The organism is Microbacterium lacticum (assembly GCF_006716815.1).
Lineage (GTDB): Bacteria > Actinomycetota > Actinomycetes > Actinomycetales > Microbacteriaceae > Microbacterium > Microbacterium lacticum.
In genome coordinates, this window is the sequence record NZ_VFPS01000003.1 from 497,674 (window position 1) to 519,543 (window position 21,870).

The following is a 21,870-nucleotide window of genomic DNA, read 5'->3' on the forward strand; positions in this document are numbered from 1 at the left end:
CCTCTACGTTCGAGTGCGGTTTGAGGGTTTTCGGGTGGCTCGCGCTGGGAACAGGTGGTGGTCCGCCCCAAAGTGCCAACTGGCAGTTCAAGGATACGGTTGAAGTATGGGAAACACGGAGAAGACAGCGACTCGGTTCCATCTTGAAATCGACCTGGCCGCCGTCGCAGGCGACCCCGGAGAGGAGCTGTCGCGAGTGCTGCGGTACTGGGCGGGCAACATGAAGCACTATGACCTCGGTCAGCCCGCCGCTGAGACGGTGTACGACTCGGAGTACCGCGAGGTAGGCCACTGGACGCTTGCCTGATCAGAGACCGTGTGCCGGTTCCTCCGGGCCGGGACGGTCGCGTCGTGGGTCGCGCTCGAACGGGTCGTTGAGCTGCCGTTCCCGCCATGCCGCTTGCCGCTTCGTCTGCTCCTGCTCGGCGCGCTTGGCCTCGATCAGTTGGGCGGCGTCCACCGCGGTCAGGCTGCGCAGTTCGTCGGCCTCGGCCCGGATGAGGGCGGCTCGCGCACGGGCATCGCGGGCGGTGCGGTGTGGATTGATCGTGCGCATGCCGAGATGGTTTGCGCGGGCGTGCTCTGCCCCGTACTCGCTGACAAGCAACGCCATGCGCTCGTGCTGGTGTCGCTGCCTGGTCGCATTCTGGTCGGCGCGTGCCGCCTGAACGGCGTGATCAGCGTCGCTCACACGAGGATCACTCTGGGCGTGTCGTGCTGCCGCCTGAGCCGCCCATGCGGGAAGTGCGTCGGGGGTGCTCGGCGGTTCACCGCCCCAGACCGCACGCACCCGCGAACGGACGTTCCGGGTGTCTTCGGTCGCGGTCCGATGCTCGGCGCGGGCCTTGCGCCTGCCGAACCCGAACCGCCCAACCATGGAGAGGCGAGCACTCGCGGTGGCCTCGTCCTTGATCGCGTCGAGGTAGGCGGCGCCGTCGTGCTCGGCTTGCACGGTGAGCGGCGTGGTGACTTCGGCGCGTATCTGTTCGGCCTCTGTCTCGGCCCTTCGAAGCATGTCGGCCTGCTCGTCGTCCTCGGTGCGATGTGCTGCACGTTGGGCATCGAGCCTGGCGGCGGCCTGCTCCCACCGCTTGGCCGCTCGTTCCGCGCGTTCGGCCTCGGTGGTGAGGCGTGCGAGTTCGTCGGTGACCAGCCTGACAGGGCCGTCGGCGACGAGACCCTGCACGGCGTCTATCGCCTGCTGGCTGGCGTGGTCGAGGCCCCGGTCTGCGGGGTCGCGTTCCATCGCTGCGACGAATTGCGCTCTGGCGTCAGTCAGGTTTTCGGCGATGAGGTGCAGGCGGTTGTGTTCGCGGCCCCGGGTCATGCCGACGTAGACACCCGCTGCGCTCGTCGCCTCGCTGAGCATCGTGTGCGACGCGCCTACGGTTGCGCCTTGGACGCCGTAGGCGGTCGCGGCATAGGACAGGTGCGTGTGCTCAGCCACATACTCGGCAGGCATGGTGGCGGTGCGCGGATTCTTGCGTCCGCTGGCGGTTTCTCGCGCATAGACGGTGCCGTCCTCAGTGATGTGCTGCACGATCCATTGCTGCCGGTTCGCCACGCCCAGCCCAGTGTCGTTCCTGCGGGTCTGGATGAGGTCACCAGCACCAATGCTCAGCCCGTCGCCGCCGGTCGCCGTCACCGCGTCATCGACCTCACCGCGCTCGACGCGCACTGCGCGGATGCGCTCATTCAACGCGGCGGCTTCGTCGTTGGTGGCGACGGTGATCGCCTCCCCGCCGCGAGCATGGGCGGTGATGTGCTCACGGGCTGCATCCTCGTCGGCGTGCAGGATGATGAGGTTCGTTGAGGCGAGTCGGTCGAACACCTCGCCGGGGTTCTCCCGGTCGCGCATGGCGAGTGTGAGTGCTGCGTAGTCGGCATCAGTGAACCTGTGGAGTTCGGTCATGTCGTAGGTGCGGCCCCTGATCTGTGCGGCCATGTCGAGCACCCCACCTCTGCCGACTGCGGGCAGTTGTGCGCGGTCGCCGACGAGCGCGACGGTCGCGCCTGCCTCTTGGGTGATGGTGAGGAGGGCGTGGGCGGTGTCTTGGTCGAGCATGCCCGCTTCGTCCACGATCACCCGCTCACCGGGCGAGAGAGCCGCATCGCTGGGCGGGCCGGTGTAGGTGCTGCCGGTTGCGGGGTCGGTGTCGCCGGGCTTGAGGCGTGTCCATACGCCGTCGTTGTTCCACCGCCATCCGTGCGCGTGCACGAGCGCCGCAACGCTCGTTGCGGGGACTCCGAGTTCGTCGTGCGCGACCTGCGCCGCCCGCAGCGTCGGCGCAACGACTCGCGACGCACTGCCGTGCTCGGCGGCGGCCTCGATAGCCGTGCGGAGCATCGTGGTCTTTCCGCTGCCCGCGGCTCCTTCCACGATCACGAGCGGATCGGTCGAGGCAACCGTCGCTGCCGCAACGGTCTGCCCAGCGTCGAGTTCGGCAACGTGCGCTGCGCGGGTCAGGTCAGGGTGTTCCGGCTCCCGCTCCGGCGTCGACCCGGCGAGGCGGTCGCGCAGCGCGGTCTCGGCAGCAACGACGCTGAGGCTGGTCAGGTGCGCCACGTGTTCGGGTTGCGCCATCTCCGGCGGGAGCACGGAGAAGCAATCGGAGACGGCGAGACCGGTGGCCAGGTCGATGAACTCCCGCAACTCCACGGGGGTTGCCTGCACGCCCGCCTCGGTGGTGATCCTGGTGACGTGCTCGGCCACGGTGTGGGGTGTCCAGGTGGATGCGGCAGCGGCGCAACGGTCCAGCGCCCGGCTGGCGACCTCCTGCACCTCCAGGTCGTCCACCGACACCGCAGGTTGCACGGCACGACGGTTGAGCTTGCTGGGGTCGTATCCGGCCTCGATGAGTTCTTGCCGCCACCACTGCTCATTCTTGAGGCCGGCGGGCTTCTTCCCGGGGCGCTGGAACGCCCACGCGGCATCCTGCATCCTCGACGTGAGCGCTGGGCCGGGTGTCTCGCCGGGATGCTCCGCCTCCCACTCGGCGACCATGCGGTCCAGGTTGCGTCTGATCTGCGCGGACCGCTTGCTCATGATGGCGTTGAACGGTTCCAGCTCCGCGACTTCACCGGACACCGGGTCGAGCGTCAGGCCGTGCTCTGCGAGCGTGGCGGCGAGCTGGGGATGGGCGGCGATCACCGCCGTGCCGAGGGCGCGGATCGCTCCCTGCTGCTTGAACAGGGCCGCGGTCGTCAAGGCTCGCCACTTCCCGCCTGCCCATACCCTGGTGCCGATCTGGAAGTGGATATGCCGGTGCGGGTCGCCCGCACGGCTCGTCTTGTGGGTGATCGCGACGGTCTGCATGTGCTCGACCGGCAGGACTTCCTGCGCGCCACGCGGCCCCGCCAGCGTCACCGAGTGCTGACCGAGGAACCGCCGTATCTCGCTGGCGGCGTCCTGCTGCGCGGCGTCCAGAGCGTCGGAGACCGCGGGGTGGAGGGCGGCGGCGACCGACAGGGACTTGGGGGCGTTGATCGTCATCTCCGCGAACAGCGGCGACCCTCTCCGCGCCTTCCCGGGCGTGGTGCCGGGATTGCGCGGGACGCCCATCGACTCCCCGGTGACGGGGTTGATCCAGTCCATCCACCCCTCGTACTCATCCGCCGACAGGGATCGTGTGGCGTTGACCTCGCCGCGAGCGTCGATCACGGCGTACTCGGCCACGGCGTCGTCTGCGCCGAGGTAGTACTCATCGGCGCGGGATCGGTCGGCCTCGACGTACCGGCGCGCGGCCACGCCGCTGCCGCGGAACAGGAGCACGCCACCTTTCACGCCGCTCACCGCCTCCCTCATGAGTGGTCTCGTGAGGGAGGTGTGCACGACGGCACCGCCGTAAAATGCGTGCATCACTGTGGTCGTGGGAAAAGAAGATGGGCTCAGGCCTTGCAGGGTCTGGCAGGTCTGGCGGCGGTGTGCGCGTGCTGTTCGGACGGCTACTCGGTCTTGGAACTGGGTCGAGCTGTCAGACGGAGCAGGATTTGTGCGGAGAGTGCGCCCATGGCGCAGGCGAGTGCTGACGTGACGACGCTGCGCATCCAGCTTGCGGGTTCGGTTTCGGAGCCGATGATATAGACGGAGAGGGAGAAGGCGATCAGTCCGAGCACGGTGACGAGGAGATGGAACAGGCGCAGCAGGGCAGTATATTTCGTCTCGGGGGCGGTGGCCGTGTTGCGGTCGAGGAAGAGGGATATGAACAGCATGGGGACGACCTGAATGGCTGCGAGGAAGAGGTCCATGATTCTGTCCTTTCTTCGGTTCAGATCCAGCCACGTGTCTTGGCGTGTTTCGCGGCGGCGTGGCGGGTTTTGACACCGAGTTTCGTGATCGCCTCGGATAGGTAGTTGCGGACGGTTCCCGCCGCGAGATGCAACTGTGCTGCGATCTCGGGCACACTTTTTCCTTCTTCGGTCAGGCGGAGGGTGTCGAGTTCACGTTCGGTGAGGGGGCAATCGACGCTGATCGCGTCAAGAGCAAGGTCTGCGTCAACGTAGCGCTCGCCTTGGTCGATGCGGCGGATGATTGCGGAGAGTTGTTCTGCGGGAGTGTTCTTTGGTACGAATCCGCGAACGCCTGCGGCGAGGGCGCTGCGGAGGATGCCGGGGCGGGCGTGACGGGTGACGATCACGGTGTGACGATCCGGGTTCTCATGCAGCAGCGCTTTAGCGGTGTCCAGGCCGCCGAGGCCCGGCATCTCCAGGTCGAGAAGGAACACGTCCGCTTCTGCTCGTGCAGGGTCGGTCAGCACGGCGTCGCCGGAGGCGGCTTGGGCGATGACGGTGAGGTCTTCATCGAGCTCGAGGAGCGACGCCAGAGCGGTACGGAGCATCTCTTCGTCGTCGGCGAGGTAGACGCGGATCATGCGATCCCTCCTTCCACAGGTCGGGTCGCGGTCAGCGTGAACACGTCGCCATCGAGTGCCCATTGCACGGTGCCTCCGTGTTCGGCGAAGCGGTCCTGGAGGCTTCTCAGTCCGTTGCCGCCGCCTGTACTGCCCGTGTCTTGGTCGGTTCGTGCTCCGTCGTTGCTGACCACAAGCGCGGCGTCAGTGAACCGGAGTGTGACCTCGGTAGGGGCGGCGTGGCGGAGGATGTTGCTGACGGCCTCGCGGGTAGCGGTGGCGATAAGCGGCTCCCAGTCGCCGATCCCGGCTGGGGCTTGCTGGATCGCCGTTCGTATTCCGGCAGCGCCGAGGAGTTGTTCAGCGTTGGCGAGTTCGGTAGCGAGCGAGACGGTGCGATAGCCGTTGGCGATCTGTCGCGTTTGCGCGGAGGCCTCAGCAACCAGGCGCTCGATGTCGGCCAGTTCTGTCCGTGTGGTGTTCAGGTCGCGGTCGAGGCTCCGGCGCGCAAGCTCGGCCTTCATCTTGATGGCCAACAGGGTATGTCCCTGCACGTCATGGAGTTCGTTCGCGAAACGAAGCCGCTCACGCGTGATCGACAACTCGTTCTCGTCGGCGCGGTGAGCGTCGATTCGGGCGACGAGAACCCATCCGAGTTCGATGCCCAGGAATACGGCGACTTCTGCCCCCAGGAGGGCGACAGCAACAAGCTGGTTCGTCACCCAATCACTGGGAAGCGGTCCACCGGCTCGTGCGATCAGCGGGGCAACGATCAGGGCGACGAGGGCGCAGACAACCCACGGCCACCACGGACGGCGGGTCGCGATCCCGTAGACGAATGGGAGGAAGAATGCGAACCCCGCGGCCGGGCCTACCCCGGACCAGACTGCCGAAGTCCATCCGATGATCGCAATGAGGGCGCTGATTTCTAGAACAGCGAACCGTGGTGGATGCGGCCACCGCGCCGCAGAGAGAAAGACCAGTGCTGTCGTGAGGATCGCTGCTACACCGACCCACGGAGCAGGTGCTGTGGTGAGGAACGCGGCGGAGGTGCCGATGACCCCGAACGGCACGGTGACGCCCGCGTAGACCCAACGGGTCACATCGCGGTAGGCGGTCGCGGAGAGGTTCCCTGAGAAGGCATCAAGCACTCGTTTCTCCTTTCGTGCGCTGGGCGGCGTCGGATTTACCCAGGCCAGGCGCGTGTTCCTGGCTCCCTTCAACGGTCTCACAGCGCATCCAAGCGGCCTAGTGGGAGCGATCACCTCACGGGGTGACAACTGTCAGACGGACGCCGGGAGCCTGGTCAGGTGAAGACGTGATCCGATGCTCTGCCGTGCCTGTGCGGGATTCCCGACGATGAAGATGTGCCCGAAAACGCGGGCAACACGACTGACGACGAAAGAGCATCTTCATGAGCAGAGCAGTACGGCGCATCGCGTTGTTGATCCTGACGCTTGTCCCCGCAGGGTTCGCGGTCCTCGTCGCCGTCGAGGCGATCCGAACGGGTGGATTCACCCTCGGGGGCGACAGCGCGGCTGACAACATCCCGGACAGCTTCTACGAGACCGATTCGTTCCTGCCCGCCGGAATCCTCGATAACGCCGGATGGGTGATCGCTGCGTGCATCGCCTGGATCGTCGTTGTCGGCCTCCTCGCCGGAGTCAGCGCACTGCGCCGCACAGGCACGCGGCGAACGAACTGAGCAGAAAGGACGCTCACATGCCTACGCCCATCATCGAGGTGCAGAGCCTCACCAGCAGATACGGCGCGTTCACCGCCGTCGATGACCTCAGCTTCCACGTCAATCCCGGCGAACTCTATGCCCTTCTCGGCACCAACGGCGCAGGGAAGACCACGACGCTGGAAACCATCGAAGGCCACCGCTCTCCAAGCAACGGCAAGGTGTCCGTGTTCGGCGGTTCTCCTGACGACCGCACGAGTACCCGCCCCAGAGTCGGCATGATGCTCCAGGAATCGGGCTTCGCCGGCGACCTCACCGCCGAAGAAACCGTCAACCTCATCGGTCGTCTTTCCGGTCGCACCGACGACACCGCCCGCCTGCTGGAACGAGTCGATTTGACCCGGAAGAGCACCGTGCGCGTCGCGCAGCTCTCCGGCGGTGAAAAGCGCCGCCTGGACTTCGCCACTGCGATCTACGGCACCCCCGAACTCGTGTTCCTCGACGAACCGACCAACGCACTCGACCCGGCCGCGCGCGACGCCCTATGGAGGGTTGTCGATGAATTGCGCGGCCAGGGTTCCACGATCCTGCTCACCACCCACTACCTCGAAGAAGCAGAGGCCCACGCCGACCGGATCGGGCTCATGCACCGTGGACGCCTCGCCCACGAAGGCAGCCTGGCCGAACTGGTTGCTGCGTTCCCCGCCCGCATCACATTCGAGACCGACCTCCTCAGCCCGGACATGCCCGTCGCTCCCGCCTCCGTGACCGGTGATCGCGTCGTGATCGAAACCCATGAACTGCAACGAGACCTCTACCAGGTGCTCGGCTGGGCCGACGCCAACGCCATACACCTGCGCAGTCTCTCCGCGACCACATCGAGCCTCGCCGACGTGTTCCGAACACTCACCGACGACCCGGAGGTAACCCCATGATCGCTATAGCCCAAGCAGAAGCGCGGATGCTGCTCCGCAACCGTCTCGTCGCCGCAACCGCCGTCCTCGTACCCGTTGTCTTCGCCGCCGTCCTGATCTTCACCCAGGACAACTTCGGCGGAGCTAGTATCGTCGCCGCCCTCCTCGCGATCGTCGTCGCGGCGCTCGGCGTCTACATCACTGCCACCACAACTCTTGCAGCCCGCCGTCAGAACCTGTTCCTCAAGCGACTGCGCAGCACTACCGCCAGCGAAACCAGCATCCTCACCGGCCTGCTCGCTCCCATCGTCCTCATCAACCTCGTCCAGCTCGCCGTGATTCTCACAGTGCTCGCATTCACCGGCACGGCCCCACAGAACATCCTCATGCTCATCGTCGGCGTCCTCGCAGTCGAAGCATTGTTCCTCGGGTTCGCGCTGTGCACCGCAGGCGTAACCAACTCACCAGAGCACGCCCAAGTCACCATCCTCCCGATCTTCTTCCTCACCTTCGGTGTCGCATTCTGGATCGCCCTCACCGGTACCGCAGACCTCGCCCTCGTCAAACGACTCATCCCCGGCGGAGCCGCCGCCGAACTCATCATCGAAGCCTGGAACGGCATCGACACCGGAGACGCCATCTCCCTCCTACTGCCGACACTCGCTTGGGTCTTGGTGACCTTCGTCATCTCCACCCAACTCTTCAAATGGGAACCACGGCGATGAGTCGTGTATCTGAGGCGCAGCCCCACCCCCGGCAACGGACTGAACAGAGCACAGACAAACCGAGCATCGAACAGCCAACGTGCTCACAACTCCCCGCGCGGGTGTGAGAGACGGTATCTCAATAGATCTCTTGCGGCGTCCGCAGGCTCATGTTGCGCGAGGCAATCCGCGCACCTACTAACAGGTAGCGGGCATAGGGGCTCGCTAGCGAGCGTCTGGGTTTGGCCTCTGGTGGTCCACCTCCTTCACGGGAGGTGCCACCGTGATTCAACACACTTCACCCGCCGACAGCGAAGACGCTACGGCTCAGCCTGCCGCACCCCGTCACGACCTCGAAAGCCCAGAGGCGCTACGCGCCCTGCTGATCCGGCTGCACGAGTCCGGGCCTGGGGCCTGGCAGCATGATCGCGAAGCGGCAGAGCTGATGCGCTACACCGCCGTCAGATACCGACCCTTGGCACAGAAGCACGGCATGGATGCGTGGGACATTGCCTCGGCAGCGTTCGAGGTCATGCTTGCGCCCTCGACGCGGAAAGCTCGGAATCCGTGGGCTGTGGTCACTCGCGCGGTGCAGATCACCTGTGGCGTCGAGATTCGAGCCGCTGGGATGCTGGTCGCGTCCGGGAAGGTGCGTCACACCTCGCGGATCGCGGGGTTCCACGATGCCATCCGGTTCGCTGAGCGAGAGCACCTGGCCGACTACCCCCCGCCTTCGCCGTCAGCCCCGAAACCGACGGCGAAGACGACCCCGATGATGCCGACCGTGCCCGCGTCGCTGCCGCGCTGTCGGCAATAGTCGAGCTGTTCGCCTCGACGGGGTGGGACGCGGTGCTCATGGCCGACTGCGTCGAGCACGTCGCTTACCGGCTCGCCGATCTGACTTCCCGCGCGAACGCGGTCGAGGTGCTGCGCCGCGACCACGCCATCTCGGTGCTGCTCGACATACCTGAGTCGTGCCACTTTAGTGCGCCGCGTTCGGCAGGAGTTTCTCGGCGATATCGGCGGCCTCGCCTTCCAGTGGGGTCGTGGCCGTGATGCGCTGCCCGCGTAGCGAGATCACCGCGTCCCGGACCGGGCGCAGCGCTCGGACGATCCGCTTGATCGAGTAGTCCGATTTCTCCGTGACGTGCCGGGTGACCGCGAGAGCGGCGAACACGATCGTGAGGTGCGCCTCGATCGAGTCCCGCTCGTGATGGAACATCGGCCGCGCCTTGAGGTCGCTCTTCGCCATCCGGAACGACGCCTCGACACGGAACAGATCGTGATACGCGGCCACCACCTCGGCGCCGGTGAGCTTGTCGGTGCTGATCGAGGTGACGTAGCCCTTCAACCCGAGATACGAGCGGGCCTTCTCGACCACGGCCCAGTTCACGCCCGGCCGGGTGCCGCGCTCACCGAGGGTGACGAACCTGTCCTTCTTCGGCGCCCGCTGGCCGCCCGCGATCTGCTCGGCCCGGTCGATCTGCTTGTTCAACGTGACATTGTCGCGCTTCTCGCGCTTGCGGGAGTACTGCCAGACCACCCGCCGGTCCCGACGATACGCTCCCTTCCCCATCGGGCGGATCGTCTCGATGATCTGCCCGTCCTCGAACAGGTTCCCGACACTCTCGTAGTGCTCGGCGAGGTCTTTCGGCGCCGACCCCGTCCGGGAGGCGACGATGAAATCGAAGCCGGCGTCCTCGAGCGCGTTCAGGTTGCTCGCCGAGAGCATGCCCGCGTCGGCGACGACCACGACATCACTGTTCCCGTAACGCTTCCGGAACCCGTTCAGCACGGGCAGCAGCGTCGTGGTCTCGCCCCGGTTGCCCTCGAACGCATGGACCTCCAGCGGGAACCCCACCTGATCGACCAGCAGGCCGACGAGGATCTGCGGATCGACGCGCCGCTCCTTGCTCATCCCGACCTTGCGGAGCGCGTCCTCGTGCTCCGCCTCGAAATACAGCGTGGTCACGTCATACATCACCACCTGCAGCGCCCCGGCCGCCGTCACCTTCCGCAGCGCCGCGTCCGCGAGCTGCGATCGCCAGTCCTCCTCGACGCAACGCGCGAGGGTCCGCCAGATCGTGCGCAACGACGGCGACTTCACACCGATCTCCGCGAGCACCCGGATCGTGTCAGCCTTGCTGGTCGGCTCGATGATCCGCGCCAGCACGAGACGCTTGAAGCTGTCGGTCCCGACCGAGTCGAACCCGACCTCGCGGTAAGCGTGCTCGAGAACATCCCAGAGGACACGGGCCTGGGAGCCGACGATCTCCGGTGTCGCGGTCACCTTCTGCGGCGCGAGCCGGTCCAGATCGAACGCGAGCTGCCCGGCCTGGATCTTCGTGCGGGCGACCTCGAGGAGGAACTCGAGATCCTCGGGCGTGTGAGCGGAGCCGATGTGCTCGACGATCTTCTGCACGCCGTACTGCTTCGTCGCGATCTGCACCGCTGTCGCGCCCGACGCGGTGCGCACCTTCCGGATGAACAGGCCCACGCAACACGAGTCTAGATGTACTGACCTCGACCGTTGTTGATTCGGTCGATGGGGGTTTTGCCTCCGATGCCGAGGTGGTGCCTGTCTAGGTTGTAGTAGTCGAGCCAGGTCGTCAACCCTGCTTTTCGGTCGTCGTTCGAGCTCCAGGGGCGGGCGTAGGCCCACTCGGTGGCGAGGGTGCGGTTGAGGCGTTCGACTTTCCCGTTGGTCCAGGGGCAGTGCGGTTTGATGAACCGCTGTCGGATGCCGTGCGCGTCGACCACGGCCTTGAACGCGGCCGAGTGGCGGTAAGCGAACGCGTTGTCGCTGATGACGCGTTCGACCTTGACGCCGAGGCGCGCGTAGAACGCGATCGCCCGCTCGAGCACACCCGCGGCGGTGGTGCCTTTCTCGTCGTCGTGGATCTCCGCGTAAGCAACTCGGGAATGGTCGTCGATGACGGTGTGCACGTAGTCGTAACCCAGGCCCCGCTTGCGCGCAGGACGTTGCCCGCGGCCATGCAGACGCCATCCGCCGCCGTCGGGGATACGGCCGAGTTTCTTCACATCAACGTGGATCAGGGACCCGGGATGATCATGCTCGTAACGCTGCGCGGATCGGCGGGTCGCGCGGATCACGGACCCCGTGACCGGGTCCAGCTCCCGCAGCAACGGCACGTGGTGGCGGCGCAACACCCTACCGACCGTTGAGGCCTGCAAGCCGAGCTTGTCAGCGATGAACACCGGCCCACGCCGAGTGAGGTGCCGCATGATCCGCACCCTCGCCTCCACGCACGCTTTGGTCTGGCGAGGGTGGGAGCGGGCGACGCTGGAACGATCGATCAGGCCCGCCGGGCCGCACTCCCGGAACCTGCGCCACCACCGCCACGCGGTCGTGCGGGAGATCCCCATTTCCGCGGCAACATGCGCGACCGCACGCCCCGACTGGATGCGCTGAACCATGATCAACCGGCCGGCCGGAGTCAGCCGGGCATTAGCGTGAGACAAGAGAGACCTCCGTGCGTTTGAGCTGAAGAACTTAGACAGCTCCAACTCGACCCCGGAGGTCTCTCCTACGTCAACAACGATCTGGGTCAGTACATCTAGAACCCCGGTTTAGTGCGCCAGGCGGGCACTAAGCCAGCGCGAGATCCGCGGAAAATCAAGGATCTCAGGCCGTCCGGGAACCAAGTCGAGCAAAGATGGCACGAGTCAGGACATACCGCCGAAGTCATGGTCAGCGCTGCTGCGGATCGTGCTGGGGCATCCCGACCGGAAACACGCGGGCACCCCGACTGGCGACGGCGTGCTCCTGCGCCTCCTCGACGGGGAATCCCTCGACTCGCTGCGCTGCGACACGGGGCTGTTGGCTGCGATCTGGGCAGCCAAACCCCGAACCGACGCCTGAACGGTGAACCCGAGAGACGAAACTACATGTAGCGCCCGTTTGTGACGGTGGATACTACAGATTGTGGTTTGGGTGCGCGTACCTGTCTGTTATGAAGGCGACCACAGCAGCACCCAGCACACCCAGAACTTCCGGACCACCTTCGGCTCGTGGGCGGCGGAGCCAGGCGCGGAGTGGTCTGCCGCCGGGGTTCGATCCGGTGGCGTGGACGCGCGAGGCGTGCGAGCGTTCCGGAGTGCCGGTCGGGGTGAGCGATCCGGTGACGCCGGCCAAGCTCCGCGTCCTCACCCGCCCCGAGAACTGACCACATCAGTACGCGCGAGCGCCGCTGCGGGCGCCGCCGTCCTTCCTGTCCGGCGGGGCGCTCGCGCGTGGGTGGGTCAGGCTTTGAAGGTGAGGTCCACGCGTTCGGGCCGGAACCTCGCCCCGCGCTTACCGACCTCTGCGGGCTTGACGATGAGGGTGTCGATCAGGGCGGCGATGATCGCGCGTTTCTGCGGGATCGACCACTCCACCTCCCACGCCGCCCGCAACGCTTGCTCGTCACCAATGGGGATGCCTTTCAACGCGGTCGATTTCGCGTTACGGCCCAGGACGAGTTCGGCGTTGCTGATGGTTGCGGTGGCGGCGGTCTTCGCGGCGTGCAGCTCGGTGCGCGAGAGCAGCCCGGCTCCGTAGTCGCGGGCCATGTCCTCCATGCGCTGGCGGGCGGCGGTGATCTGCTCCATCGCCGCCGATACCCCCGCATCCTCACCCGGCGCGACGGCGGGCAGCGTGGTCGCGGCCAGGCGTGTGATCATCGCCTCGGACACCAGGGTCTCGATCCCGTGCGCGGACACGACAAGCCCACCACGCTCAGGGCGACCGGGGAGGGGGAGGCAGCGGTAGAAGCGGCGTTTCCCGATTGATGTCTCGCCCCGGTGCAGGCCTGAGGAGACGAGGGTGTTGCCGCATTTGGCGCAGGTGATCAGCCCGGCCAGGAGGCTTTTGGAGGAGCGGCCTACGCGCCGGTCGGGGTGGTTGAACACGGCCCGGATGCGCGCCGTCTCCTCGGGGGTGATGATCGCTTCCCAGTTCCCTGGCCCGAGGATTGCCCGGTCACGCCTCTCCCAGGTCGTGGTCGTCTTCGATGCTGGTTCGTAGGCGCGCTGCCCCGAAATCCTGGCAGAGCAGAGGATCGAGCCGACGGTGCTCTCGTGCCACACGTTCAACCGGCTCTTCCCCTTCGATGGCGGTACCGGCCCGCCGTCGCGGTTGAGCCACCTCGTGATCTGCCGCACCGACTGGCCCGCCAGGAACCGGTCGGCCATCTCCCGGATCACCGCGGCCTCGGAGGGGATGAGGACGCCGCCGATGCCGTACCCGTACTTAGCCCCGCCGTGCCAGTCGCCACGCTCGGCCTTCTGCTGGTTCGCCCGCCGGATACGGTCGGCCTTATGCCCCGACTCGTAGGAGGCGATCGCGACGAGCTGGCGCGCCATGAGCCTGCCTTCGTGGGTGTTCAGATCGAACGCGCCGCCCTTGACCGTCTCGATGCGGATCGGGTGCGCCTCCACGAGATCGATGAGGTCTTCCAGCTCGCGGGGGCGACGGTAGAGGCGATCCACATGCCATGCCACGATCCTCGACGGGCCGAGCTTCACTCGCTCCAACAGGTCGAGGTAGCCGGGGCGTTTCTTGCCCGAGTAGGCGGAGATGTCGTTGTCCATGAACACCGCCGGATCGTTGATCCCGAGCCTCGCGCACATCTCTAGACAGTCCTGACGCTGCCGCTCGACCCCGGCCTCCGCGCCGGTACGATCCTCGCTGATGCGCAGGTACACCACCACCTGCTCCATGCCGTTGTTGCTTGCTGTTGTGCCGTCCATGACGACCTCCCTCGTTGCCTGGTAGGTACGCCGGTCAAACCCGACACGTCGACAACCCCGCCCCGGCGGCGCCGGTCACGGCCGCCGGCATTCCTGTCGCGAGCGGGCCCGACGGGGCGAACACGCCGAACTAGACTCGACAGGTGATCGATCTGGCACTGCTTCGCGACAACCCCGACCTCGTCAAGCGCTCGCAGGAGGCGCGGGGCGAGTCGCCCGACACGGTCGACGACGCGCTCGCCGCCGACCGCACCCGCCGCGCGGCGATCACCGCGTTCGAGCAGCTGCGCGCCGAGCAGAACGCGCACGGCAAGACCGTCGCCCAGGCATCCAAGGAAGACAAGCCCGCCCTCGTCGCGCAGGCCAAAGACCTGAGCGACCGCGTCAAGCAGGCGCAGCAGGCCGTCACCGAGGCCGAGGCCGCCGCCGACGAGGCGCTCGCCCGCATCGAGAACATCGTCATCGAGGGGGTGCCCGCCGGCGGCGAAGAGGACTTCGTCACCCTCCGCACCCACGGCGAGCCGGCGACGTTCGACTTCGAGCCGCTCGACCACCTCGCCCTCGGCGAGAAGCTCGGCGCGATCGACATGGAGCGCGGCACCAAGGTGTCGGGCTCGCGCTTCTACTTCCTCACCGGCATCGGCGCGCGCCTCGAGTACGCGCTCATGTCGCTCGCGCTGCAGCGCGCCGTCGACGCCGGGTTCATCCCGATGATCCCGCCGACGCTCGTGCGCCCCGAGGTGATGCGCGGCACGGGTTTCCTCGGCCAGCACGCCGACGAGGTCTACAAGCTCGAAGCCGACGACCTCTACCTCGTCGGCACGAGCGAGGTGCCCCTCGCCGGCTACCATATGGGCGAGATCATCGACGTGGCATCCGGCGCGAAGCGCTACGCCGGCTGGTCGACCTGCTACCGCCGCGAGGCCGGCTCCTACGGCAAGGACACCCGCGGCATCATCCGCGTGCACCAGTTCAACAAGCTCGAGATGTTCGTCTACACGACGCCCGAGGACGCCGAGGCGGAGCACCTGCGCCTCGTCGCCCTGCAGGAGCAGATGCTGCAGGATCTCGGGCTCAGCTACCGCGTGATCGACGTGGCTGCGGGCGACCTGGGCTCGTCGGCGGCGCGCAAGTATGACGTCGAGGCGTGGGTGCCGACGCAGGATGCCTATCGCGAGCTCACCTCGACCTCGAACTGCACCACGTATCAGGCCCGCCGCCTCGACGTGCGCTACCGCCCGGTGACCGAGGGGGCGGGTCCCGGCAAGCCGGCGCCCGTCGCGACCCTCAACGGCACGCTCGCGACGACGCGGTGGATCGTGGCGATCCTCGAGACGCATCAGCGCGCCGACGGGTCGGTCGTGATCCCCGAGGTGCTGCGGCCGTACCTCGGCGGTCTCGAGGTCGCGGAGCCGATCGCATGACGGCGCCCGGGTCGGAGGAGCACCTGCCCGCGACGGGGTCGGTCGAGGTGGTGCCTCCGCGCGAGGCGGCCCGGCTGGTCGAGGAGATCGCCGAGGATGCCGAGAACCCGGTGGTTCCCACGGAGCGGCTGCTGATCGCGCTCGACGTCGACGGCACGGTGCTGCTCGAAGACGAGACGCTCAGTCCCGGCGTGGTCGAGGCGATCACGCACGCGCACCGGGCCGGCCACGAGGTGATGCTGGCGACCGGCCGGTCGTGGGAGGGCACACGAGGCATCCAGCACGTTCTCGAGCTCGCGCCGGAGTACGCGGTGTGCTCGAACGGGGCCGTCATCATGAAGCGGGCCCCCGGCGATCTCGGCGAGGAGAGCGTCTACGAGCGCTTCCACGTCGAGACGTTCGACCCGACCGCCGTGCTGACGCTGCTGCGCGAACACCTGCCCGACGCGAAGTACCTCGTCGAGCTGGCCGGCGGCGAGCGGCTGTACACCGAATACATGGATGACTGGAACCTCGTCCGCGCCCGCCGGGTCTCGTTCGACGAACTCTCCGCGCAGCCGGTGTGCCGCGTGGTGGTCGTCTCTCCCGACGAGACCGACGACGACTTCGTCGATCTCGTCTCCCGCATCGGGTTGAGCGGGGTCTCGTACGCCGTGGGCTGGTCGGCGTGGCTCGACATCGCGCCGCAGGGCGTCGACAAGTCGACGGCGCTCGAGAAGGTGCGCACGTGGCTCGGCATCGAGCCCGAGCGCGTGCTCGTGATGGGCGACGGACGCAACGACGTGGAGATGTTCCGGTGGGCGCGCGAGCACGGCGGCCGGGCGGTGGCGATGGGCCAGGGCCCCGACGAGGTGCGCCGCGAGGCGAGCGAGACCACGGCATCCGTGCACTCCGGCGGGGTCGCCGACGTGCTCCGCGCCCTCTGATTGTGATCCACCGCGGCCTCGGCGCGCTCTGATCAGGCTCCGAGGGCTTGCTGGCGCGCCGTTCAGGGCGCGCTCAGGCGTACGCGGGAAGATGAGGGGTCGTCTCGACTAGACTCGACGCCGGTTCGACGGGCGTGCCGCAGGGTGCGTTCGCCGGGAGGGTTGTCCGAGCGGCCGATGGACCTGGTCTTGAAAACCAGTGGGCAGCAATGTCCCGTGGGTTCGAATCCCACACCCTCCGCTTCACGGAGAGGGCGAGAGTCCGCTCCGGTGCATTGAAAGGACGCCCGTGAGCGCACGCACCGACCGTTCAGGGCGCCAGCCTGTCGCGCGGCACGGCGTGCTCCGCTCGCCCAACCCGTTCCTGCAGATCCTCACCGTGCTCGGGGCGATCGTCGCGGTCGCTGTGCTGAGCGTGAGCGCGATCGGCGCGTACACCGTGTGGGATGCCGCGCAGGCCGTGAGCGACGCGGGCGTGTCGATCGGAGACGACGACACGACCTTGCCGCCGGCGATCGGAGAGGTCGAAGGCGGCGTGAACATGCTGATCGTCGGCACCGACTCGTGCGAGGGCGCGAACGCGGCGCTGTCCACGGCGTGCATGAACGACGACACCGAGGGCGAGCGCAACGACGTGACCCTGCTGGTGCACATCAGCGACGCGCCCCGGCGCGTCACGGTGGTCTCGTTCCCGCGCGACATGATCGTGCCGATCCCCGCGTGCACCGGTGAGGACGGCACGCAGTACTCGGCGATGAGCGCGCAGATGCTGAACGTGTCGTACATGTACGGCGGGCTGTCGTGCTCGGTGGCGACGATCGAGAACCTCACCGGCGTCGACATCACCTACGCCGCGGCGACGCGCTGGTCGGGCGTCATCAAGATGTCGGATGCCATCGGGGGCGTCGACGTCTGCGTCGCCGACGACATCAGCGATTCGCACACGGGGCTCAATCTGACGGCGGGCACGCACACGCTGCAGGGCGTGGAGGCGTTGCAGTTCCTGCGGATCCGGCACGGCATCGGCGACGGCTCCGACCTCGGGCGCATCTCGAACCAGCAGCAGTTCATGAGCTCGATGGTGCGCAAGCTGCAGTCCGATGGGGTGCTCAGCAACCCCGCGACACTGTTCAATCTCGCGACCACCGCCGTGAAGCAGGTCACCGAGGGGCAGGTCGTGCTCAGTAAGTCGCTGGCCAACCCCCAGCGCATGGTGCAGATCGCGATGGCGGTGCGGAGCGTCCCCTATTCGGACATCGTGTTCGTGCAGTACCCGACGGTGTACGGCGAGGGCGGCGCGCGCGTGCAGCCGGTCACCGAGGCGGCCGACGTGCTGTTCGCGGCGCTGGCGGCCAACCAGCCGCTGCAGCTGACCGGATCGACGAGCGACGGGTACGGCACGGCAGTCGTCGGCGAGGCGACCGCCCCTCCCACCGCGGAGACTCCCGCGCCGGCCGACACCGCCGCTCCGGATGCCACGGCCACCGATCCGGCGGCGCCGACGGAGACCGCTGTGGCTCTGCCCCCGTCGATCACGGGCCAGACGGCCGCGCAGGTCACCTGCACCCAGGCCGAGCGCTGAGTCGGGTCGGCCCGGGCTGGTTCGGCGCGAGCGCGCGAACCGGTTATGATTGCCGGGTGCATCCGCGCTGTTTCGCGGCCGGTTGCTTGGAGACGTCGCATAGTCAGGTCTAGTGCACCACCCTGCTAAGGTGGAGTCCCCTTATGGGGACCGAGGGTTCAAATCCCTCCGTCTCCGCGAATCGAGATGGCCCGCGATCCCAGTGTTTTCAAGGGATCGAGGGCCATTCGTTTATCGCTGGACCGCCAAGCGTGAAGGAATCGTGAAGATTCGTGAAGCTGGCGCGGGCGTTCGCATGCGGGCGGCGGCGCAGGTGCAGGCCCCGACGGTCAGTTCGAGCGTGAGGAGTGGACCGTCAGGAACGTTCGCGTGCCCGGTTGGCGGCGCTGTCGAGTGCGGTGGCTACATCGTCGAGATCGTCATCGAAGAGGTCCGAATAGACGTCGAGCGTCATGGCTGCGGAGGTGTGGCCCAGCATGCGCTGAATCGTCTTCACGTTCGCTCCGGACTGCACCGCAAGTGAGGCCGCCGTGTGGCGTAGATCGTGGACTGTCATGAGTGGGAGTTCCGCGACGCGCAGCGCCGTCTTGAACCAGGACTTGGACCCTTCACTTGAACGGGTTCGCCGCATGAATGTGCCAGTGGGGCCGGGAAAGACCAGCGAGTCGCGCCGTCGACCTGCGATCGTCGGCCTGAGCTCGTTCAGAACGAACTCAGGCACCGGTACTGCCCGGGAACTGTGAGACTTCGGGGTTCCGAGATGAATCTCACCGTGGACTTCGACGGCGTTCCGCGAGATGTGCAATCGCCGACGCGTGAAGTCGACATCCTCTACCCGGAGCGCGGTTGCCTCGCCCCATCGGATCCCCGTGTAGGCCAAGACGAGCACCAATAGTCGGTACTGCCCAGAGGCATCCGCCAGTCGATGCACTTCGTCGTGCGTCAGGTAGCCGTGACGCCGTTTGGTCTTCCTGGGCAAGGTGATCTTGCCCTTGCGTGCCGGATTGGTGCTGATTCGCCCGTCGTACACGGCGTCGTCGAGGATGCTGGCGAGCACGCCATACGTGCGAATGGTCACGCTTGCCCCGACCGATTCGGCGACCTCAGAGATCCAGCGCCGGACGTCCGTATGCCGGATGTCCGCGACCGACCATCCGCCCCACGTGGGTTGCACGCGGAGGCGCCACGCCGTTTCGACGGGAGCGAAGGCCGAAGGCTTCATGGATCGACGCTTGGCTTCCAGCCACTCCGGTCCGAGCGTGTCGACGGTGATTCGCGCCGCTCGCGGATCGATGAAGGTTCCGTGGGCGCGCGCTGTTTCAATCTCCGCGAGCCACGTTTCAGCGTCCCGTTTGCGCTCGAATCCTCGCTTGCCGCCCTGTGTGCCGTCCGGCTTGATGTAGCGAGCGACGTATCGCTTGCCGCTCTTCGTGGAGTAGGGGTGAACGCTACCCATCCGCCTGGCGGCCGACGATGTAGCTCATGCCTGCCAGGCGTCCTTCTGCGCGTGCCTTCTTGGTCCAGTCAGATGCGGTGCGGTGGGGGATGCCGAGCTCCTGCTGAATCGCTTGAACGGGCGGGTTCCCACTCAACGCGGCGATGCCGTAAAGCAGCTCGATCGCTTCCATGCGCTCGGAGCGGTTGCCCCGCGCGACGACCTGCTCCGCGAGCCATGCCGGCAGGATGCGCCCCTCCGTCGTCGTCAGTTCGTGCGCGCTCATGTTCGGCGCGCCGTCGTCGAGGCTGAGTGCGATGCAGTGCGGAGCTGCTGCGCGCATGATCGATTCGATCGAGATGAGTCGGAGCGCGCGGTGTGTGATCTCGCCGTCGCTCGCAGTCAGCTCCAACTTCGTGATCAGGTACCGACCCTCGTCCGCGCTGTAGTGCGCTTCGAGCTGAGCATCGAGCCCGGGAGCCACGTCGAATGCTCGCGCGGTGAAACCGGGAGCGATCCGCAGCGCTGTACCGACCGGCTGAGTGGCTGCTCGCCACGTCATCTTCTCGCCGTTCAGTGTGTACACGTCGACCTTCACCTCCTCAGTGTGTCTTACCGTGCTGCGGATTCGCACATTCGATCTCTTGACAAGTGTATAGCTAACTGATCTACTCATGTCAAACGTGGTCGTGCATACGCGAACGGGGGTTGATGATGGCCACAGAAGTCGAAACCCGGGATGAGATCGAATGGCTCTCCCCCCAGCAAGTAGCGGACATGCTGCCTGGCGGCGTGACCGTTGGAAAACTCGAACGCTGGCGCCGGCTCGGCGGCGGCCCGATCTTCCACAAGTTCGGCAAGACGGTCGCGTACCTCCGTAGTGAGGTCATCGACTACATCCGACAGACCGCCTGCCGGTCGACGTCCGAGGCGTGGACGCGCGCGAGGCGATCACGATGATCTCGGTGACCGTGTACTCGACCGGAGACGGATGCCCGCGGTGCGTGCGCACTTGCGCGTGCCTTCGCCTGGCAGGCATCCCGTTCACGATCATCGACCTGAGCGCCTACGCGAACGCACCGGCCCGCGAGTTCGTGACGGATGACCTGGGCTACACCGCCGCACCCGTGGTGGTCGTCGATCAGGACCAGCAGCACCATTGGTCGGGGTTCCGGCCCGACCTGATTCAGCAGCTGTCGGGCCAAATTGAGGCCTCCTCATGACCACCAAGCGCCCCGGCGTCGAGGCATCTTTTCTCGACATCGCCCGGTGGATCCGGGCGACCGTCCCCGGCAGCACGGTCGAAGACCGCCGTGCGCGTCAGGCTTTGATCGATGACGTCCTCGACGAGCGTCGTGTGTGGCGACGCGACTTCGCATGGCACACCGCGCAACTCGACGACGGTCGCGTCATCCTGGCGCTCGGCGCATCCACAGAGGAGGCCGAACTCAAGCTCGCGGTGCTTCATGATGTGGGATCTCAGTGGGTCGTACGCGATCCCGAGCACGCAGTGTTCTTCGAGTACTTTCCCGAGGGGCACCGACACCCAGAGGACGTGGACCGCGTGTTCCCCGTGGCGCCCGCGCGGCGACCGCGCGGTGAATTCACAGCACCGGTGCACGGATTGCCCACGCCGACTCCTGCCCCGACTTCGGGCCTCGGCAGGTGATCAACCGTGGACGAGCCGCAGAGTCGGGGGACGCAGGACGATGACTCGCGTCGAGAGTCGCTGCGGGCCGCCAGAAAGCGCGAACTGCGAAAGCGCGATGCCGTCTTAGGCGACCGTCGCGCCGAGCAACTCCGCGAGGAGCGCAAAGAGGCCAAGCGTCAGTACGCACGGGCGTGGTACGCCGCGAACAAGCCGCTGCACCAAGAGATCCAGCGGCGCTACCGCGAGCGCCAGCGTGCCGAGAACCCAGAGGGGTTCCGCGCCCGGCTGCGCGCCGCCAATCAGCGTTGGCGGGACTCGCACCGCGAGCAGATCCGCCAGCACCAGCGCGACAAGGACCGCGATGCTCCTGCGATGAAGCGCGAGAACGCCGCCCGCTACTACGCCGCTCACGCCGACGAGGTCAAGCAGCGCAAGCGCGAGAACTACTGGACCGACCACGAGAAGTCATTGGCGGATCAGCGCCAGTACCGCGCGCGAGAGAAGTGGCGGCGTGCGAACGGGCTACCGCCGCAGCGTTTGCACCGCGCTACGGGGACAGAGCGAAAGTCGAACCTGGCCGCAGCCGAGGCGTTCTTCACCCGTGCGCGCACCGCCGAAGAAATCACGCGTCTGCGCAGCGAACGTGGGACGCCCCGCTACCTCATCGATCGGTTCGAGCGTGCGAACGCGCGCGATCGCGCCGCCGCGCACTATGCGGAATCGCTGACTCGCGGCGAGGGACGCCTCGAGCAACAACTCCGCCCGACACGGGCGGAGCGCAACGCCATGGCCCGAGCAGATGACGACGCACGAATGGATGCCGTGGCCGCCGCGATCAATGACCGGCTGCGGACTCAGCCGAAGGTGGCCCCCCGGGCGACGCCCGTGACCGAGCCGGCACCACCGATGCCGTCGACACGACCCGGACTGTCGCGATGAACCCGCAGAC

General features: G+C 66.9%; 21 protein-coding genes and 2 tRNA genes. 14 read left to right on the forward strand and 9 right to left on the reverse strand.

Features of this window, described 5'->3' with window-relative positions; genetic code table 11:
- The first annotated feature begins 106 nt into the window (after positions 1 to 106).
- Complete coding sequence (locus FHX68_RS11095) at positions 107 to 307, forward strand: hypothetical protein (RefSeq protein WP_137318494.1); 201 nt, start codon at positions 107 to 109, stop codon at positions 305 to 307.
- Here the strand turns inward: FHX68_RS11095 and mobF are convergent, their stop codons facing one another.
- The 4 genes from mobF to FHX68_RS11110 all read right to left on the reverse strand — a co-directional run bounded on the left by mobF (position 308) and on the right by FHX68_RS11110 (position 6,001).
- Positions 308 to 3,859: a MobF family relaxase gene (mobF, locus tag FHX68_RS11100; RefSeq protein WP_342353570.1), complete on the reverse strand. Its 3,552-nt coding sequence runs from the start codon at positions 3,857 to 3,859 to the stop codon at positions 308 to 310.
- An 86-nt stretch (positions 3,860 to 3,945) separates the two neighbouring features.
- Positions 3,946 to 4,248, reverse strand: a complete 303-nt coding sequence (locus FHX68_RS15255; protein WP_141381156.1) for a hypothetical protein — start codon at positions 4,246 to 4,248, stop codon at positions 3,946 to 3,948.
- Between the two features lie 20 nt (positions 4,249 to 4,268).
- Complete coding sequence (locus FHX68_RS11105) at positions 4,269 to 4,871, reverse strand: response regulator transcription factor (protein ID WP_141381155.1); 603 nt, start codon at positions 4,869 to 4,871, stop codon at positions 4,269 to 4,271.
- Positions 4,868 to 6,001 carry a sensor histidine kinase gene (locus FHX68_RS11110; protein ID WP_170214273.1) on the reverse strand — a complete coding sequence of 378 codons (1,134 nt, stop codon included), beginning with the start codon at positions 5,999 to 6,001 and terminating at the stop codon, positions 4,868 to 4,870. The genes FHX68_RS11105 and FHX68_RS11110 overlap by 4 nt, the downstream gene beginning before the upstream one ends.
- A gap of 263 nt (positions 6,002 to 6,264) precedes the next feature.
- Here FHX68_RS11110 and FHX68_RS11115 point away from each other — a divergent pair, with 263 nt between their 5' ends.
- The 4 genes from FHX68_RS11115 to FHX68_RS11130 all read left to right on the forward strand — a co-directional run bounded on the left by FHX68_RS11115 (position 6,265) and on the right by FHX68_RS11130 (position 8,969).
- Positions 6,265 to 6,555 carry a hypothetical protein gene (locus tag FHX68_RS11115; protein WP_141381153.1) on the forward strand — a complete coding sequence of 97 codons (291 nt, stop codon included), beginning with the start codon at positions 6,265 to 6,267 and terminating at the stop codon, positions 6,553 to 6,555.
- A 17-nt stretch (positions 6,556 to 6,572) separates the two neighbouring features.
- Positions 6,573 to 7,469, forward strand: coding sequence for an ABC transporter ATP-binding protein (locus FHX68_RS11120; protein ID WP_141381152.1), 897 nt, complete (start codon positions 6,573 to 6,575; stop codon positions 7,467 to 7,469).
- Positions 7,466 to 8,173, forward strand: a complete 708-nt coding sequence (locus FHX68_RS11125; RefSeq protein ID WP_141381151.1) for an ABC transporter permease — start codon at positions 7,466 to 7,468, stop codon at positions 8,171 to 8,173. The genes FHX68_RS11120 and FHX68_RS11125 overlap by 4 nt, the downstream gene beginning before the upstream one ends.
- Positions 8,174 to 8,435: 262 nt before the next feature.
- On the forward strand, positions 8,436 to 8,969 hold the full coding sequence (locus FHX68_RS11130) for a hypothetical protein (protein WP_211345084.1): 534 nt from the start codon (positions 8,436 to 8,438) through the stop codon (positions 8,967 to 8,969).
- Between the two features lie 165 nt (positions 8,970 to 9,134).
- On the opposite strand, the gene FHX68_RS11135 is transcribed toward FHX68_RS11130, so the two are convergent.
- From FHX68_RS11135 to FHX68_RS11150, 3 genes are all read right to left on the reverse strand, one after another.
- Entirely contained in the window at positions 9,135 to 10,649 is a 1,515-nt protein-coding gene (locus tag FHX68_RS11135; RefSeq protein ID WP_141920221.1) for an IS1634 family transposase, read from the reverse strand.
- An 11-nt stretch (positions 10,650 to 10,660) separates the two neighbouring features.
- A complete protein-coding gene (locus FHX68_RS11140) occupies positions 10,661 to 11,635 on the reverse strand; it encodes an IS481 family transposase (RefSeq protein WP_141920223.1) in 975 nt (324 codons plus the stop codon).
- Between the two features lie 780 nt (positions 11,636 to 12,415).
- Positions 12,416 to 13,873, reverse strand: a complete 1,458-nt coding sequence (locus FHX68_RS11150; RefSeq protein WP_141381311.1) for a recombinase family protein — start codon at positions 13,871 to 13,873, stop codon at positions 12,416 to 12,418.
- A 173-nt stretch (positions 13,874 to 14,046) separates the two neighbouring features.
- Here FHX68_RS11150 and serS point away from each other — a divergent pair, with 173 nt between their 5' ends.
- The 5 genes from serS to FHX68_RS11175 all read left to right on the forward strand — a co-directional run bounded on the left by serS (position 14,047) and on the right by FHX68_RS11175 (position 18,012).
- Entirely contained in the window at positions 14,047 to 15,327 is a 1,281-nt protein-coding gene (gene serS, locus FHX68_RS11155) for a serine--tRNA ligase (protein ID WP_141381310.1), read from the forward strand.
- On the forward strand, positions 15,324 to 16,253 hold the full coding sequence (locus FHX68_RS11160) for an HAD family hydrolase (RefSeq protein ID WP_141381309.1): 930 nt from the start codon (positions 15,324 to 15,326) through the stop codon (positions 16,251 to 16,253). The genes serS and FHX68_RS11160 overlap by 4 nt, the downstream gene beginning before the upstream one ends.
- Positions 16,254 to 16,409: 156 nt before the next feature.
- Positions 16,410 to 16,494: transfer RNA gene (locus FHX68_RS11165), tRNA-Ser, on the forward strand.
- A gap of 48 nt (positions 16,495 to 16,542) precedes the next feature.
- Positions 16,543 to 17,835 carry an LCP family protein gene (locus FHX68_RS11170; RefSeq protein ID WP_141381308.1) on the forward strand — a complete coding sequence of 431 codons (1,293 nt, stop codon included), beginning with the start codon at positions 16,543 to 16,545 and terminating at the stop codon, positions 17,833 to 17,835.
- An 88-nt stretch (positions 17,836 to 17,923) separates the two neighbouring features.
- Positions 17,924 to 18,012, forward strand: a tRNA-Ser gene (locus tag FHX68_RS11175).
- Between the two features lie 178 nt (positions 18,013 to 18,190).
- Here FHX68_RS11175 and FHX68_RS11180 read toward each other — a convergent pair.
- On the reverse strand, positions 18,191 to 19,291 hold the full coding sequence (locus FHX68_RS11180) for a site-specific integrase (protein ID WP_141381307.1): 1,101 nt from the start codon (positions 19,289 to 19,291) through the stop codon (positions 18,191 to 18,193).
- Positions 19,284 to 19,868 (reverse strand): hypothetical protein, encoded by a 585-nt coding sequence (locus FHX68_RS11185; RefSeq protein WP_141381306.1) that lies wholly within the window; start codon positions 19,866 to 19,868, stop codon positions 19,284 to 19,286. Before FHX68_RS11185 ends, FHX68_RS11180 begins: the two co-directional genes overlap by 8 nt.
- Before the next feature lie 116 nt (positions 19,869 to 19,984).
- Between FHX68_RS11185 and FHX68_RS11190 the strand changes: the two genes are divergently transcribed.
- The 4 genes from FHX68_RS11190 to FHX68_RS11205 are packed head-to-tail and all read left to right on the forward strand — an operon-like array spanning position 19,985 to position 21,860.
- Complete coding sequence (locus FHX68_RS11190; RefSeq protein WP_141381305.1) at positions 19,985 to 20,230, forward strand: helix-turn-helix domain-containing protein; 246 nt, start codon at positions 19,985 to 19,987, stop codon at positions 20,228 to 20,230.
- Positions 20,203 to 20,493: a glutaredoxin family protein gene (locus tag FHX68_RS11195; protein ID WP_244926855.1), complete on the forward strand. Its 291-nt coding sequence runs from the start codon at positions 20,203 to 20,205 to the stop codon at positions 20,491 to 20,493. Before FHX68_RS11190 ends, FHX68_RS11195 begins: the two co-directional genes overlap by 28 nt.
- Positions 20,490 to 20,939 (forward strand): hypothetical protein, encoded by a 450-nt coding sequence (locus FHX68_RS11200; RefSeq protein ID WP_141381303.1) that lies wholly within the window; start codon positions 20,490 to 20,492, stop codon positions 20,937 to 20,939. The genes FHX68_RS11195 and FHX68_RS11200 overlap by 4 nt, the downstream gene beginning before the upstream one ends.
- Before the next feature lie 6 nt (positions 20,940 to 20,945).
- Positions 20,946 to 21,860, forward strand: coding sequence for a hypothetical protein (locus FHX68_RS11205; protein WP_141381302.1), 915 nt, complete (start codon positions 20,946 to 20,948; stop codon positions 21,858 to 21,860).
- Positions 21,861 to 21,870: the final 10 nt, after the last annotated feature.